Source organism: Thermoflexus sp., from assembly GCF_040289485.1.
In the GTDB taxonomy this organism is placed as follows: Bacteria; Chloroflexota; Anaerolineae; order Thermoflexales; family Thermoflexaceae; genus Thermoflexus.
Genome location: NZ_PSLG01000052.1, coordinates 1 through 15,533 on the forward strand (window position 1 = coordinate 1; position 15,533 = coordinate 15,533).

Consider the following 15,533-nt stretch of genomic DNA (forward strand, 5'->3'; position numbering starts at 1 on the left):
TGGGACGGCCGCCGGCGCCGCCTCAAGGGGTTCGATCTCGCCGCCGTGGCCCACCCGGTAGGGCCGCTCAGGGACCGGCTCCCCGGGCCGGCCGATCATGGCGATGAGCGTCCCCGCCCGGACAGTGGTTCCCTCCGGGAAGTAAACTTTCAGCAGCACCCCATCGGCCGGCGCCGTCACCTCCGTCGTCACCTTCTCCGTCTCGACCTCTAACAAGGGCTCGAACTGCCGGACGGCCTCCCCTTCCCGCTTCAGCCAGCGGACGATCTTCCCCTCAACGACGCTCTCGCCCAGTTGGGGCATGATCACCTGGGTCGGCATCCGCGGATCCCTCCTCTCAGATTCGGCCAAGGGTGGAAGGCCATCCCGTCAATATCGCGCCAGCCGGCGGATGGCCTCGGCGATCTTGTGGGGGTTGGGCATGAAGAAGTCCTGCATCGGCGGGCTGAAGGGCACCCCCGGCACATCCGGGCCCGCCAGCCGCATCACCGGCCCGTCCAGGTATTCGAAGCCCTCCTCGGCCAGGATGGCCGCCACCTCGGCCCCATAGCCCAGGGTCAGGTTGTCCTCGTAAACGATGAGGGCCTTGCCCGTCTTCTTCACCGAGTTCAGGATGGTCTGGCGGTCCACCGGAGCTAGGGTGCACAAGTCCACCACCTCCACGTCGATCCCCTCCCGGGCCACCATCTCCGCCGCCTGCAGGGCGTAATAGTGCATCATCCCGTAGGCGAAGACGGTGAGGTCGCTCCCCTCCCGCGTGACCTTCGCCGGCCCGATGGGGACGGTGTAATCGCCGTCGGGGACCTCCCCTTTGATCAGGCGGTAGCCCTTCTTGGGCTCGAAGAAGAGGACGGGGTTGGGATCCCGGATGGCGGCCTTGAGCAGCCCCTTGGCGTCGTAGGGGTTGGAGGGGATGACCACCTTCAGGCCGGGCACGTGGGCGAAGAAAGCCTCGACGCTCTGACTGTGATAGAGGCCGCCGCTGATCCCGCCGCCGTAGGGGGCGCGGATCACCATGGGCACGTTGTAGACGCCGCCGGAGCGGTAGAAGAAACGGGCGGCCTCGTTGACGATCTGGTTGAAGGCCGGGTGGATGAAATCGGCGAATTGGATCTCGCAGATGGGCCGGAAGCCGTTGAGGGCTGCCCCGATCCCGATGGCCACGATGGAGAGTTCCGCCAGGGGGGAGTCGATCACCCGCCACTCCCCATATTTGTGCCACAGCCCCATCGTCGCCCGGAACACCCCGCCCCGGGGCCCCACGTCCTCCCCCACCACGAACACCCGGGGGTCCCGGGCCATCTCCTCATCGATCGCCTCGCGGATCGCCTCGATCAACGTCTTCTCCGGCATCTGTATTCCTCCCTAACGTGGGCTCAGGGAGACCCCGCCGAGGGAGTCCTATTCCCCCCACCACCCGGAGCGGTCCTCATCGGCGAAGACCGGGGCGAGGGCCTCCTCAGGAGCCGGGTAAGGCGCCTCCTCCGCCAGGCGCTGGGCCTCGTCCACCTCGGCCCGCACCCGCTCTTCCAGTTCGTTCTCCTGCTGCGAGGTCAGCAGGTTCCGCCGGTAGAGGTAATCCCGGAGCCGGGGGAGGGGATCCCGGAGTTTGCCCTGCTCCACCTCCTCCCGGGTCCGATACGTCCGGTCGTCGTCGTCGGAGGAGTGGGGCGTCCAGCGATAGGTCACCGCCTCGACCAGGGTGGGCCCCTCCCCCGCCCGGGCCCGCTCCACGGCTTCCTTCACTACCTGGTAGACCTCCAGGACGTTGCCGCCGTCACAGACGGCGCCGCGGATCCCGTAGGCGGCCGCCCGGTCGGCCACCCGCTGCACCGCCATCTGCTTCCAGACCGGGACGGAGATGGCATACTGGTTGTTGTGGACCAGGACCACCAGGGGGAGCTTATAAAGGCCGGCCCAGTTCAGGGCCTCGTGGAAATCACCCTCGCTGGTGCTCCCCTCGCCCATCGAGGTGAGAACCACCCGCATCTCCCGGCTGACGCGGAAGCCGGCGGCCTCCAGGGCGTCGCGGAGCTTCTGCTTGAGGACCTCGGCGAAGGCGATGCCGGCGGCCTGGGGGACCTGGGTGGCGACGGGGCTGGAGCCGGAGACGATGTTCAACCGGCGGAGGCTGAAGTGGGAGGGCATCTGCCGGGCGGCGCTGTGGGGATCGCCCTTCTTCCCATAGAGGGCCAGCATGAACTCCACCGGCTTCATCCCCAGGGCGATGGAGAGGGCGAGGTCCCGGTAGTAGGGATGCACGATGTCGAACCCCTTGCGCAGGGCGTAGGCCGCCCCCACGCCGATCCCTTCGTGGGCGATCCCGGAGATATGGAAGGGGACCCGGCCCTGGCGCTGCAGCACCCAGCAGCGCTCGTCCAGACGCCGGGACAAAAGGAGATGGTAATACATCCGCAGCACGGTCTCGTCGGAGAGCCCGAGGTCCTCGTGGCGCAGGGTGATCGGGAGGTATTCTTTCACCTCAACCGCCATTGCCGCCTCCTGGGAAGAGGATCCTTTCTCATCCATCGCCCTCGGCGGGCGCGCGTCGTTGCTCCGCCCACTGGCGCTCCAGTTCCATGTAGTGGTCCGGGTAGATGCCGGTGTAGCGAAGGAACTTAGGGATGGGGTAGCGGATGCCGCCTTTGTGGGTGCCCTCCAGCCCCTCGATGATCCACTCGATCTTGCTGGCCGGGATGGTGAAGGCCATCTCGTCGTCCTGGGCCTGCCCGAAGACCCGGTCGCCGTAGCAGGGCAGGATCACCTGGCATTCGTCGGTCTTCATGGTGGTGATCACCGCGTCGGCGCAGTCGATGCGTCCGGAGAAGGAGGAGGTCAGCCGGCCGCCGGTCTTCCAGAGGCGGGCCACCACCAGCCGCATCACCTGGGCGGAGTTGCCGTAGATGAGGACGACGTGGGGCTCGAAAGCGGTGCGATGGAGGGGGGCGACCACCACGCCTTCCCACTGCCGGTAATCCCATTTGTCTACCTGGGCCTCGCTCACCGCCCCCGCCGCCGGGGTCTCCGTATACATCCCGGCGCACGTCATCCCGTTGAGGTAATAATCCAGGAGGGGCTCGAACCCCCACACGACTTTGGCGAGGGGACATGAGAGGTCTTCCCCTCGCATCCCGATGATCCAGCCGTAATGACGGGCGATGGCGAAACCTTGACAGATGGCGATCTGCTGACCGAAATCCCGCCGGGGAAAGCGGGTCTTCTCCGGCCACGGCTCCCCCGGGGCGATCATGCGAATGGCCACCGGAAAGGTCGCCGGGCGAACGTGGGTCTGAAGGGCTTCATGCAGGCGCTGAAGCCTGTCCGGCATCCCGGCCTCCTGCGCTGGAAAGGTACCTCCGGTCCCTTAGGCCCCCGACGGCGATCCCCGCCCGCCCCGGGGCGCTGGCGCCTCCTCGATGCCGGGTGCCACCGGGCGATGGGCCGGGAGACGTGGAGAGCGTTCGATTCCGTATTTCATTTTAACGCAGAGGACAGGCAGATTTCAAGGGGCCCCTGTCCTCCACCCTCCCGTTACGGCTCCGGATCCCAGGGCGGCTCGAACGCCGCCGCCAGATCCCAAAAGAGAGCGATCTGCAGGATGGTGATCATGGGTGCTCATCGGTGTGCTGAACGGTCTTGGCGACGATCCAGGCCAAGGAGCGGGTCCCCCAGACTGTCCCGGCCACCGGCTGGAACCAGGCCTCGGCCGGCGCGCCCTCCACCCGCCGGAGGGCCTCCGCCCGGACACGCCCCAGGCGCTCCAGCCAGGCCGTCGCGGGGACCTCGCGGGGCCAGGCGGCCTCCTCATCGGGAACCTCCGGGGGACGGAGGGAGCCCCGGCGGCCCAGAACATACTGCATCTGCGGCAGCGCGATGGCCTGCTCGTAGAACCAAAGCGAATACCCATGGCGACGGACCGACCCGTCCCCCGGGGCCGGCGGGGCCCGCCGTGCCTCCCGCTCCGCTGGGGCCTGGGCGACGGCCCACCGCAGATCCGCCCGGGTGGTGCACAAGCGCTGGATCAGGGCCTGCGGACCGCTCTCCATCCCCTCGGGGCTCTAGGAAACATCACCGCCCAGAGGATCCCGCCTTCCGGACCGGCTCACTCCAGCGCCTCGGCCAGGAACTCGGCGACATCCCGCACGGGGAGGCGCTCTGCGACCCCTTTCGTCTGGGCCGCCGAGGTCAGCATCAGGTTGCAGAAGGGGCAGGCCACGGCCACCGCCTCCGGGTTCAGACCCATCGCTTCCTCCAGCCGCTGCAGGTGGACCGGCCGCGCCTGGGGGGTGTCCATCCACACCTGGGCGCCGCCCGCGCCGCAGCAGAACCCCCGCTCCCGGCTCCGGCCCATCTCCACCAGCCGCGCGCCGCTCCGGGCCAGCACGGCGCGGGGCGCCTCAAAGACGCCGTTGTAGCGGCCCAGGTAGCACGAATCGTGGAACGTGACCCGCCGGCCCAGATCCCGCCGCGGCCGCAGCCGGCCCTCGGCCAGCAGGCGGGCCAGGAACTCCGTGTGGTGGGCCACCTCAAACCGCCCTCCGAATTGCGGGTATTCGTTCTTGAAGGTGTTGTAGCAATGCGGGCACATCGTCAGCAGCAGGCGGAACCGATACGCGCGCATGGTTTCCAGGATGGCCTCGGTGGCCGCCACATACATGGCCTCATGGCCAGCCCGCCGGGCCCACTCCGCCGTGCACGTCTCCTCCTCCCCCAGCACGGCGAAATCCACCCCCGCGGCCTGCAGCAGCCGGACGATCGCCCGCGCCGTCCGCTGGCCCGCTGGATCGAAGGCCCCAGCGCACCCGACCCAGAACAGCACCTCCGCCTCTCCCTTCTCCGCCATCACCGGCACCGACAGCCCCTGCGCCCACGCCATCCGGGAGCCCCGTTGTCCCCACGGGTTGCCGGCCCGCTCGGTGTTGCGAAAGGTGTTGGAGAGGGCGGCCGGGACGTCCCCCTCCATCAGGGTGAGATAGCGCCGCATCCCGACGATCAGGTCCACATGCTCGATCAGGACCGGGCACTCGGCGACGCAGGCGTAACAGGTGGTGCAGGCCCAGATGGCCTCCTTCGGCGTGACCGCGCCGACCAGCGCCACCGCGTCGTCTCGGATCTGGAGCGGCGCGAAGGGGTTCAGGGTGGGCGGGGCCAGGGCGTGGAGGGTGTTCCGGACATCCAGCACCACCTGCTTGGGGCTCAGGGGGGTCCCCGCGGCGTAGGCGGGACAGGCGGCCTGGCAGCGCCCACACTCCGTGCACGCCTCGCCGTTCAGCAACTGGACCCAGGTCAGGTCCCGCAGCGTGCCGATCCCCAGGCGCTCCGCCGTCTCCAGATCTGGGATCGGCGCCAGGGCCCCGTTGGGTCGATCCAGGCGGGCGAAGAACACGTTGAGCGTGGAGGAGATGATGTGGACCAGGAAGCCGACGGGGATGAAAAGATACGTCAGCCCGGCCAGGGCCGCGTGGAAAGCCCAGGTGGCCTGGTGGATCGGCCGCAGGATCCCCTCCCCGAACCTCATGGCGATCCAGGCCTGGGCCAGGATCCAACCCATAAAAGAGGCCCAACCCCAGGGAGGGCGCTGGACCGCCAGGCGGAAGGACTCCAGCATCCAGCCGGTGACGATGAGGACAGCCAGCCAGGCCATGGCCAGGTCGAAACGCCGTCCGTAACTCAACTGGGGCGGGCGCGCGGCATAGCGCCTCCAGGCCAGCACCCCCATGCCGAGGAGGGACAGCAGCGTGAAGAGGTCCAGGACGAACTCGTAAACCAGATAGATCTCCCCTCGCAGGAACTTAAACAAGTCTGCGTCGATGAAGGCCAGGGTGGTCCCGATGAAGAAGATCACGAAGCCCCAAAACAAGGAGGCGTGGGCGAGGCCCCCCGTCGGCTCCCGGATGACCTTGCGCTGGCCCAGGACGTAGAGGAGGGTCCGCCCAAGGCGCTGCGGAAGGTGATCCCAACGGACCTCGGGGCGGCCGACCGCCCACCAGAGGTGAAGGCGACGGTAGAGGACGGCCAGGAAGATGAGAAGACACACGGCGTGGACAAGATAAACGAGGGGCTGCGCCCACCCCGGCATGTTCCACAAGTTGATCCGCTCCGGCATCGCGGGCCTCCCGGAGGCGTGGTTCGGCCGAAGGGCCCAGGGCGCTTCACAGTTTAACACAAGCGGAAGGGCCCGGCGACGGGGCAGGCCTCGCCCTGCCGGAAAGGCATCACCGGCGCTCGCCCCAGATCCCCAGGGCGGCCGCATCCCGGGGCCTGAGGCCTCTCCCATCGCCTCGGGCGGTTGACAGAAGGTCACGAAGCCGCCACAATCCGATCCGAAGAAGGGCGTGCGGCTCCCTGAGAGACCTGGAGAGCGAGGCGGGCGATGATCTGGCGGCGGATCCGGGAGTTGCTGGGCGGGGGCGAGGGCCGCGGCCGCGACCCAGACGCCATCTGGCTCTATGTCCAGTGCGCCCACTGCGGCGCCCCGCTGGCCGTGCGGGCCGACCGGCGCTACGACCTGAACCCCGAGGAGGACGGGTCCGGCTACGTCTTGATCAAGGAGATCATGGACGACCGATGCTTCCGGCTGATGCGGGCCGAGGTCCATCTGGACGCCGCCTACCGCATCGTGGCCCGGACCCTCGAGGGCGGCCGGTTCCTGAGCCCCGAGGAGTACGCGCGCCTGACTGGATCCACCGCGGAGGGACGCGCCCCCTGAGGGCCAACCTGGGCGGGAGGTGAAGCGGCAGACATGAAGGTGGTGCGCAACGAGCCCTACATGCGCCGACGGGCGGCCATCGGCAATTGGGCCTTCCCCATCGGCTACATCGTCCTGATCCTGGGCCTGGTGACCTCGCTCCTTTACCCACAGCTGTCTGTCCTCCCGGTGGCCGCCTTCTTCATCGGCTTCAGCCTCACCCAGATCGGGATCTACTACATCCACCGCTTCGTCCGGCCGGACCGACCGGAGGCAGCCCTCACCCAGGCCCTGAAAGGCCTGGACGATCGCTACACCCTCTATCACTACGTCCTGCCGGCCGCCCATGTGCTGGTGGGCCCCGATGGGGTGCGGACCTTCGTCGTCAAATGGCAGCGCGGGGAGATCCGCTGCCGGAACGACCGCTGGTCCCAGCCCCTGAACCCCCTCCAGCGCCTCCTGCGGTGGATGGCCCAGGACACCCTAGGGAACCCGACCCGCGAGGCCCTTCTGGAGGCCGAGGCCATGCGCCGCTACCTCGCCCGCCGTCTGGACGGGAAGGAGATCCCCGTCCGCCCGTTGATCGTCTTCACCCACCCGGAGGCCCGGCTGGACATCGAGGGCAGCCGCATCCCGGTGGTCCACGCCCGCAAATTGAAGGAGTGGTTGCGCAAGGAAGGCCGGCAGAACCCCCTCCCGCGCGACCTTCTGGAGGCCCTCCAGAACATCCTCCCTGCCCCCGACGCGGCCGGATGACCGCTGCCGCGTGCGAACGGACCCTCTGGGGGAGGCGATGGGCAAGCGTCCGATCGGGATCGGGATCGCCGGTGGGACCGGGTCCGGCAAAGCCACGGTGGCCGAGGCCATCGTCCGGCGCATCGGCCCGGAGCACATCGCCTACATCCAGCACGACAGTTACTACAAGGACCAGAGCCATCTGCCTATGGAGGAGCGGGTCCGGGTGAACTACGACCACCCCGACAGCCTGGACACCGAGTGGTTGATCCGGCACCTCCAGGACCTCCTGGCCGGCCGTCCCGTGGAGGTCCCCATCTACGATTTCACCACCTACACCCGCATCCCTCACACCCGGCGAGTGGAGCCCAAGCCGGTGATCCTGGTGGAGGGCATCCTGGTCTTCGCCGAGAAAGCCCTGCGGGACCTCTTCGACATCCAGATCTATGTGGACGCCGACCCGGACATCCGCTTCATCCGTCGCCTCCAGCGGGACCTGAGGGAGCGGGGGCGCACCTTGGAGTCGGTGATCCATCAATACCTCACCACAGTGCGCCCCATGCACCTGGAGTTCGTCGAGCCCAGCAAACGCTACGCCGACATCATCCTCCCGGAGGGGGGCTTCAACACCGTGGCCCTGGACTTGATCGTCGCCCGCATTAACGCCCTGCTCCAGGAGGGCCAGGAGGGGTGAGGGTGGATCCGATCGTCGTGGACGTCTCGGCGGCGGTGCACCACCGAGCCGGCCTGGGGCGCTACGCCGCGGAACTGGTGGCAGCGCTGATCCCCCTGCTCCCCGGGCGGCTGGCGGTTTTCTACCACGACGCCCCCCGGGCGGACCGCTTCCCGCCCCTCGACCGGCTGCCGGCCCGATCCACCCGGCTCCGGGCCAAGCCCTGGCGGCTGAGCGTGCTGCTGGCCGATCTCCTGCGACGGCCGATGGACGCCGTCATCGGACCTGCTGCCCTCTTCCACGCCACCGACCACCTCCTTCCGCCCCTGCGGGCCATCCCCTCGGTGTTCACCCTGCACGACCTGATCTTCCGGCTGTATCCCGAGACCCACATGCCCCTCAACCGCTGGTTCCTGACATGGATGATGCCGCGCTTCCTGCGCCGGGCCGATCGGATCATCGCCGTCTCCGAATGCACCCGCCGCGACCTGCTCCGCTGGTATCGGGTCCCGGAGGAACGGGTGGTGGTGATCCACGAGGGGGTCCACGAGCGGTTCCGCCCGGCCCCGCCGGAGGCCGTGGCCGCTGTCCGGTATCGGTATCACTTGCCCCAGACCTTCATCCTCTATGTGGGCACCATCGAGCCGCGGAAGAACCTGCCCACCCTGTTCGCGGCCTACCGGGCGCTGCTGGCGCGCTGGCCGGACCTGGGCCTGGTGATCGCCGGGAAGATCGGCTGGCGGACCGAGGGCACCTTCCGTGCCCTGCGGGCCCTGGGGTTGGAGGGCCGGGTGCGCTTCCTGGGTTACGTGCCGGAGGCGGACCTTCCCGCCTTGTATTCGGCGGCGGCCCTGTTCGCCTTCCCCTCGCTGTATGAGGGCTTCGGCCTGCCGCCGTTGGAGGCGATGGCCTGCGGGACGCCGGTGGTAGTGGCCGACGCCGCCGCGCTGCCGGAGATCGTCGGCGAGGCAGGGCTTCGGGTCCCGCCCCAGGCGCCGGAGGCCTGGGCAGCAGCCCTCGAGGCCGTCCTGTCGGACGGGGCCCTGCAGGCTCGTCTGCGGGACGCCGGCCTGCGACGGGCCACCCGGTTCCGCTGGTCCGAGGCCGCCCGGCAAACGGCCGCTGTCTACGAGCAGGTCTTAAGCAGTGTCCCTCGATCCATCTCACCGCGGAGGTCCGCTCCATGACGTGGTTCCAGGCACTGGTGCTGGGCGTGGTCCAGGGGCTCACCGAGTATCTGCCCGTCAGCAGCTCGGCCCATCTGGTTCTGGTCCCCTGGTGGCTGGGGTGGCGGATCGACGACCGGCTGGCCTTCCCCTTCGACGTGCTGGTGCACTGGGGCACGCTGGTCCCGGTGCTGATTTACTTCCGAGGGGACCTCTGGGAGATCCTGCGCGACGGATGGGCCGGCCTGCGCCGGGGCTCTCCCCTCACCACGTCCGGCGGTCGGCTGGGCGGCTGGGTGCTCCTGGCGACCCTCCCGGCGGCCGTCCTGGGCCTGCCCCTGAAACATTGGGTGGAAGCCGTGTTCCTCCAGCCGCCCACGGTGGCGGCCCTGCTGTTCGGGACGGCGGCGCTGCTATGGGCCGGCGAGGGGATGGGACGGCAGGAGCGGGGCTTGGACCGCCTCACCGCGCGGGATGCCCTCACGATCGGCCTCGCCCAGGCCCTGAGCCTGCTGCCCGGCATCTCCCGGTCCGGGGCCACTATCGCGGCGGGCCTGGCCCTGGGGCTCGCCCGGCCGGAGGCGGCGCGCTTCAGTTTCCTGATGAGCCTGCCGGCCCTCCTTGGGGCGGGCGGGGTGGCGCTGCGGGACCTGGGCGTCGCTGGCTTCCCGCCCGAGGCCCTGGAGCCCGTCCTGATCGGGTTCGCCGCCGCTGCCCTCTCCGGATACCTGGCCATCTGGAGCCTGATGCGGCTGGTCCGCCGCCGCTCCTTACGCCCCTTCGCCCTCTACTGCGGGCTCCTGGGGGCCCTCAGCCTGACCCTCTTCCTCCTGCGCGGGGGGCAAGGCTGAAGGCCAGTCTGGCGGCTTCCCGCTCCCTATGGTATACTGGCCCACTGGTGCCCCATCCCACACACCCTGGACCGCGCGGGGCGTGCCGGCGCCATCGGGCCGGCTCCCGGCGGGAGGAAGGGGTGGCGGACGAAAACGCAATCGAGGAGGAAGCCATGCCCTTGGTGACGATGAAGGAGTTGCTGGAAGCGGGGGTGCACTTCGGCCACAAGACCAACCGATGGCACCCCAAGATGAAGCCTTATATCTTCACCGAGCGCAACGGCGTCCACATCATTGACCTCCAGCAGACCATCCGCGCCCTCGAGAGCACCTATGCCCTGGTCCGCGATCGGGTCGCCCAGGGAGGCGTGTTGCTCTTCGTGGGCACCAAGCGCCAGGCCCAGGAGACCATCGCCGCCGAAGCCCAGCGCTGCCAGATGCCTTACGTGAACTATCGCTGGCTCGGCGGCACCCTGACCAACTGGCGGACCATCCGAGAGCGCATCCGTTATTACATCCAGTTGGACGAGATGATCCGGAACGGGGGCCTGGACGCTATGCCGAAAAAGGAGGCCATGCGGGTGCGGCGCAAATATGAGAAGATGCGCCTCAAATTTGAGGGCCTCCGCCCCCTCAAACGCCTCCCGGATCTGCTCTTCGTGGTGGACACCATGCGGGAGGCGACGGCCATCCGCGAGGCCAACGCCGTGGGCATCCCGGTCATCGCCATGGTGGACACCAACTGCGACCCGGATCCCATCGACTACATCATCCCGGCCAACGACGACGCCATCCGCTCCATCAAACTGGTCACCCGCCTGATGGCCGACGCCGTCCTGGAGGGCCTTCAGTTGCGGGAGAAGATGGGCGTGGCCGTCGCCCCCGAGGAGGAGGAGGCTGAGGAAGTAACGCCTGTCCTGGAGCCGCGCCGCGTCTTCGAGGCCGAGGAGGAGATCGAGGCCGTCGAGGAGGAGGAAGGCGAGGAGGTCTTCGAGGAGCCGGCGTGACCTGGGGCCGGGTTTCCCAAAAGCAATCCATGCATGGAGGAGGGAAGCGCCTTGAACATCACGGTGGACATGGTCAAGCGCCTGCGGGAGATGACAGGGGCCGGGGTCCTGGACTGCCGCAAGGCCCTGGAGGAGACAGGCGGGGATTTCGAGAAGGCCATCGATTACCTGCGGGAGAAGGGCCTGGCCCGGGCCGCCCGCAAACTGGAGCGGACCGCCCGGGAGGGGTTGGTAGTGGCCTATGTGCATCCGGGCAACCGGGTGGGGGTGTTGCTGGAACTCAACTGCGAGACCGACTTCGTCGCCCGCACGTCCGAGTTCCAGCAACTGGCCCATGACCTCCTCCTCCAGATCGCCGCGGCCAATCCTCGCTACATCCGGCGGGAGGACATCCCGGCGGAGGTGCTGGAGCGCGAGCGCCAGATCTACCTGAAGGAGGCCCTTCACGAGGGCAAGCCTCCTTCCATCGCTGAGAAGATCGCTGAGAACCGCCTGGCCCGTTTCATCCAGGAGGTTTGTCTCCTGGAGCAGCCTTTCATCAAGGACGAAAGCCGCACTGTGGGCCAGTTGATCATGGAGGTCATCGCCAAGGTGGGGGAGAACATCGTGGTCCGTCGCTTCGCCCGCTACGAACTCGGGGAAACGGTCTCCTAGGCCGAGGCGCGAAGGCCGGGCCGCGGGCCCGGCCTTCTTTATGCCGGGCGACGCTCGATCCTGGATTCCGGAAGGAGCAGCCGATGTCCGGACCGAAATACCGACGGATCCTGCTCAAGTTGGGCGGGGAGGCGCTGGCCGGGCCCGGCGGGTTCGGGATCAGCCCGGAGCGGGCCGCCGCCCTGGCCGCGCGGATCAAGGCGGTCAAAGAGATGGGGGTGGAGATCGCCATCGTCATCGGGGCAGGGAACCTGTGGCGGGGCCGCGACGGCCTCGCCCACCGCATGGACCGGGCCACCGCCGACCAGATGGGCATGCTGGCCACGGTGATGAACGCCCTGGCCCTGCGCGACGCCCTGGAGCGCCTGGGGGTCCCCACCCGCGTCCAAACAGCCATCGAGATGCGGGCCATCGCCGAGCCCTATATCCGGCTGCGGGCCATCCGCCACCTCGAGAAGGGGCGGGTGGTGATCCTGGGGGCGGGGACCGGCAACCCCTACTTCACCACCGACACGGCCGCCGCCCTCCGCGCCATGGAGATCCACGCCGAGGTCCTCATCAAAGCCACCAAGGTCGATGGGGTCTACGACGACGACCCCCAGGTCAACCCCAACGCCCGCAAGTTTGATAAACTATCCTATATAGAAGCCCTGAACCTGCGGGTGAAGGTCCTCGACAGCACCGCCCTCTCCCTGTGCATGGATCACAACCTTCCGATCATCGTCTTGGATCTCTGGCAGCCCGACAGCCTGGAGCGGGCGGTGCGGGGGGAGCCGGTGGGAACCCTCATCGACGGTTAAATCGAACGGCACGGATCCCGGCTGGAGGTGAGCGGCCGCCATGATACCGAAACAGGTCTTCCGCGACGCCGAGGAGCGCATGCGCAAGGCCATCCGGGTCCTCGAGGACGAACTGAAAGGGATCCGGACCGGGCGGGCCTCCCCGGCCCTGGTGGAGCGCATCCCGGTGGAGTATTACGGGACCCAGGTCCCCCTGGAGCAACTGGCCATCATCCGGGCCCCTGAGCCCAACCTGCTGACCATCCAGCCTTATGATCCCAAGGCCCTCCCCGAGATCGAGCGGGCCCTCCTGAAATCCGACCTGGGCCTCACGCCCAGCAACGACGGCCGCATCATCCGCCTGGTCCTGCCCAAACTCACCGAACAGCGCCGCCAGGAACTGGTCCGGCTGGTGCACAAGCGCCTGGAGGAAACCCGCATCGCCATCCGCAACATCCGCCGGGACACCCTGGAGGAACTGCGCTCCCGCCACAAAAACAAGGAGATGTCTGACGATGAACTGGAGGAGGCCCGCGAGGAGGTCCAGCGCCTGACCGACCGCTACATCGAGGAGGCCGAGAAGGTGGCCCAGGCCAAGGAGCGGGAGATCATGTCGTTCTGAGGGTCCGGGGGTGAGGCGGCCTTATGCGGAAGCCCCACGCCCCAGCGCAGGCGGAAAGGAGCCGCCCGTGAGGCAGCAGAACGGCCAGCGAACCGAGACCACGTTGCGGATCCCTACCCACATCGCCATTATCATGGACGGCAACGGCCGATGGGCGAAGGCCCGGGGGCTGCCCCGCCTGGCCGGCCATCGGGCGGGGACGGAGAACTTGCGCCGGGTGATCGAGGCCTGCGCCGAACTGGGGGTGAAGATCCTCACCATCTACGCCTTCTCCACTGAGAACTGGCGCCGCCCCCTGGAGGAGATCCACGGCCTCTTCAGCCTGCTGGAGCAGATGATCGACCGGGAACTGGACGACCTGGACCGCAATGGGGTGCAGATCCGCCACCTGGGTAGCCTCCACGGAGTCCCCGAGCGCCTCCAACAGAAGATCCGGCTGGCGGTGGAGCGCACCCAGGGGAACTCCCGTCTTATCCTTTGCGTGGCCTTCAACTACGGTGGCCGCCAGGAGATCGTCGAGGCCGTGCGGCGCATCATCGCCGACGGCATCCCCCCCGAGGCGGTGAACGAAGACGTGATCTCCCGTTACCTTTACACCGCCGGCCTTCCGGACCCGGACCTGATCATCCGCACCAGCGGGGAGCTGCGGCTAAGCAACTTCCTGCTGTGGCAGGCCGCCTATGCCGAGTTCTACGTCACCCCGGTCTACTGGCCCGACTTCGATCGGGAAGAACTGCTGAAGGCCATCGAGGCCTACAGCCGACGCGAGCGCCGCTTCGGGCAGATCAGCGAACAACTGGCCCCCCCGCGGTAACCGGGAACCGTGTTGCGCCAGCGCCTCCTGGTCGCCATCGTCGCCATCCCCCTCCTCGCCGCCCTGATCCACCTGGGCGGGTGGCCCTGGGCCGGAACCGTAGCCCTGGTGTTGCTCCTGGCTGCCTGGGAGTACGCCCAACTGGTCCGGCGCATCGGCTTCTCCCCCTCCCCGATCTGGATGGGGGCGATGATCCTGGCTTTCCTGGCCGATGCCATCCACCCACCCCAGAGCGCCCGGCCGGCCGAACTGGCCCTGACCCTGATGCCCCCCCTGACCCTGGTCTGGTTCTGGTGGCTCCGGCGCTCCTCTCATCCCCTCGCCGACTGGGCTTTCACCGCCGCCGGCGGGCTTTACCTGGGCTGGCTGGGCCGCTCGTTCATCTGGATCCGCAACCTGCCCGACCCGGAGGGCCGCGGGTGGACCGCCTTCGCCCTCCTGGTCACCTGGGCCGCCGACACCGGCGCCTATGCCATCGGCTCCCGCTGGGGTCGCCGGAAACTGGCCCCTCGCCTGAGCCCCGGCAAGACGTGGGAGGGCTTCCTCGGGGGCTGCGCCGCCGGCCTGCTGGCCGGCGCCCTCCTGGGCGTCCTGTTGGGCGCTGGGGCCGGGGCGGGCGCCCTGCTGGGGCTGCTGATCGGCAGCCTGGGCACCCTGGGGGATCTCTCCATCTCCGTGCTCAAACGCCAGGCGGGCGTGAAGGACTCCGGGAACCTCTTCCCCGGCCACGGAGGGGCCCTGGACCGCCTGGACAGCCTGCTGTGGAGCGGGGCCATTGTCTATCTCTATCTTCGCTGGATCCGGGGATAGCGAGCCGGACAATGGGAGCCGAGAAGCGAGGCCTCCTGATCACCTTCGAAGGCCCGGAGGGCAGCGGAAAGACCACCCAGGCCCGCTGGCTGGCCCACCGCCTTCGGGAGAGGGGCTATCCGGTGCATCTCACCCGGGAGCCCGGGGGGACAGCCATTGGGGACGCCATCCGGGAATTGCTCCACGCCCACGAGCACGCCGACCTGGTGGCGCGGGCCGAGGCCCTCCTCTTCTGCGCGGCGCGGGCCCAACTGGTGGAACAGGTCATCCGGCCCTTCCTGGCCGCCGGGGGCATCGTCATCAGCGACCGCTACGCGGACTCCACCCTCGCCTATCAAGGCTACGGCCGTGGGCTCGACTTGGAGGAACTGCGCCGCCTGAACCGCTTCGCCACCGGCGGCCTGCAGCCGGACCTCACGTTCCTGCTCGACCTGGAGGTAGAGATCGGCCTGGAGCGCCGACGGGCCTCCGGAGAGGCATGGACCCGGCTGGATGCCATGGACCTCTCCTTCCACCGGCGCGTCCGAGAGGGCTATCGGGCCCTGGCTGCCGCCGAGCCCGAACGGTGGGTGATCGTGGACGCCGCCCAGCCGCTCGAGGCCGTGCAGGCGGCCCTCCGCGAGCACCTCCTCCGGCGCCTGGGGCTGGAGATCTAGGCCGTGCCGCGAACCGTTCCGAAGCCCATCGTCAGCCATTTCCGTTCCGTGGCGCATCGTCATCCCTTTCACCTTGCGCGGCGAAACGGATGACCG

At 68.6% G+C, this 15,533-nt stretch carries 18 protein-coding genes; 12 read left to right on the forward strand and 6 right to left on the reverse strand.

Going from position 1 to position 15,533, the window contains the following annotated elements:
• The 6 genes from C4313_RS08870 to C4313_RS08895 form a co-directional block, all read right to left on the reverse strand.
• The coding region (locus C4313_RS08870; RefSeq protein ID WP_352429504.1) for a lipoyl domain-containing protein at window positions 1-321 on the reverse strand (321 nt) is incomplete at its 3' end.
• A 48-nt stretch (window positions 322-369) separates the two neighbouring features.
• Entirely contained in the window at window positions 370-1,353 is a 984-nt protein-coding gene (locus C4313_RS08875; protein ID WP_352429505.1) for an alpha-ketoacid dehydrogenase subunit beta, read from the reverse strand.
• A 48-nt stretch (window positions 1,354-1,401) separates the two neighbouring features.
• Complete coding sequence (locus C4313_RS08880; RefSeq protein WP_352429506.1) at window positions 1,402-2,493, reverse strand: thiamine pyrophosphate-dependent dehydrogenase E1 component subunit alpha; 1,092 nt, start codon at window positions 2,491-2,493, stop codon at window positions 1,402-1,404.
• Between the two features lie 28 nt (window positions 2,494-2,521).
• Window positions 2,522-3,328: a DUF169 domain-containing protein gene (locus C4313_RS08885; protein ID WP_352429507.1), complete on the reverse strand. Its 807-nt coding sequence runs from the start codon at window positions 3,326-3,328 to the stop codon at window positions 2,522-2,524.
• Between the two features lie 277 nt (window positions 3,329-3,605).
• Window positions 3,606-4,046: a DinB family protein gene (locus tag C4313_RS08890; RefSeq protein WP_352429508.1), complete on the reverse strand. Its 441-nt coding sequence runs from the start codon at window positions 4,044-4,046 to the stop codon at window positions 3,606-3,608.
• A gap of 56 nt (window positions 4,047-4,102) precedes the next feature.
• A complete protein-coding gene (locus C4313_RS08895) occupies window positions 4,103-6,106 on the reverse strand; it encodes a (Fe-S)-binding protein (RefSeq protein WP_352429509.1) in 2,004 nt (667 codons plus the stop codon).
• A gap of 267 nt (window positions 6,107-6,373) precedes the next feature.
• Between C4313_RS08895 and C4313_RS08900 the strand changes: the two genes are divergently transcribed.
• The 12 genes from C4313_RS08900 (at window position 6,374) to tmk (ending at window position 15,437) form a co-directional block, all read left to right on the forward strand.
• Window positions 6,374-6,709: a hypothetical protein gene (locus C4313_RS08900; protein ID WP_352429510.1), complete on the forward strand. Its 336-nt coding sequence runs from the start codon at window positions 6,374-6,376 to the stop codon at window positions 6,707-6,709.
• A gap of 33 nt (window positions 6,710-6,742) precedes the next feature.
• A complete protein-coding gene (locus C4313_RS08905) occupies window positions 6,743-7,444 on the forward strand; it encodes a nuclease-related domain-containing protein (RefSeq protein ID WP_352429511.1) in 702 nt (233 codons plus the stop codon).
• Window positions 7,445-7,481: 37 nt separating this feature from the next.
• Entirely contained in the window at window positions 7,482-8,117 is a 636-nt protein-coding gene (udk, locus tag C4313_RS08910; protein ID WP_352429512.1) for a uridine kinase, read from the forward strand.
• Window positions 8,118-8,119: 2 nt separating this feature from the next.
• Window positions 8,120-9,283, forward strand: a complete 1,164-nt coding sequence (locus C4313_RS08915) for a glycosyltransferase family 4 protein (RefSeq protein WP_352429513.1) — start codon at window positions 8,120-8,122, stop codon at window positions 9,281-9,283.
• Window positions 9,280-10,113, forward strand: a complete 834-nt coding sequence (locus tag C4313_RS08920) for an undecaprenyl-diphosphate phosphatase (RefSeq protein ID WP_352429514.1) — start codon at window positions 9,280-9,282, stop codon at window positions 10,111-10,113. The genes C4313_RS08915 and C4313_RS08920 overlap by 4 nt, the downstream gene beginning before the upstream one ends.
• 155 nt (window positions 10,114-10,268) lie before the next feature.
• Complete coding sequence (gene rpsB, locus C4313_RS08925; protein WP_352429515.1) at window positions 10,269-11,102, forward strand: 30S ribosomal protein S2; 834 nt, start codon at window positions 10,269-10,271, stop codon at window positions 11,100-11,102.
• A 33-nt stretch (window positions 11,103-11,135) separates the two neighbouring features.
• The gene (gene tsf, locus C4313_RS08930) at window positions 11,136-11,756 is read left to right on the forward strand and encodes a translation elongation factor Ts (protein WP_503012460.1); all 621 of its coding nucleotides are present in this window, start codon (window positions 11,136-11,138) and stop codon (window positions 11,754-11,756) included.
• Between the two features lie 83 nt (window positions 11,757-11,839).
• On the forward strand, window positions 11,840-12,556 hold the full coding sequence (gene pyrH, locus C4313_RS08935) for a UMP kinase (RefSeq protein WP_352429517.1): 717 nt from the start codon (window positions 11,840-11,842) through the stop codon (window positions 12,554-12,556).
• 40 nt (window positions 12,557-12,596) lie between these two features.
• Window positions 12,597-13,157 carry a ribosome recycling factor gene (gene frr, locus C4313_RS08940; protein WP_352429518.1) on the forward strand — a complete coding sequence of 187 codons (561 nt, stop codon included), beginning with the start codon at window positions 12,597-12,599 and terminating at the stop codon, window positions 13,155-13,157.
• 67 nt (window positions 13,158-13,224) lie between these two features.
• Window positions 13,225-13,971 (forward strand): undecaprenyl pyrophosphate synthase, encoded by a 747-nt coding sequence (gene uppS / locus C4313_RS08945; protein WP_352429519.1) that lies wholly within the window; start codon window positions 13,225-13,227, stop codon window positions 13,969-13,971.
• Between the two features lie 12 nt (window positions 13,972-13,983).
• Entirely contained in the window at window positions 13,984-14,781 is a 798-nt protein-coding gene (locus C4313_RS08950) for a phosphatidate cytidylyltransferase (protein WP_352429520.1), read from the forward strand.
• An 11-nt stretch (window positions 14,782-14,792) separates the two neighbouring features.
• Window positions 14,793-15,437, forward strand: a complete 645-nt coding sequence (tmk, locus tag C4313_RS08955; protein WP_352429521.1) for a dTMP kinase — start codon at window positions 14,793-14,795, stop codon at window positions 15,435-15,437.
• Window positions 15,438-15,533 lie beyond the last annotated feature (96 nt).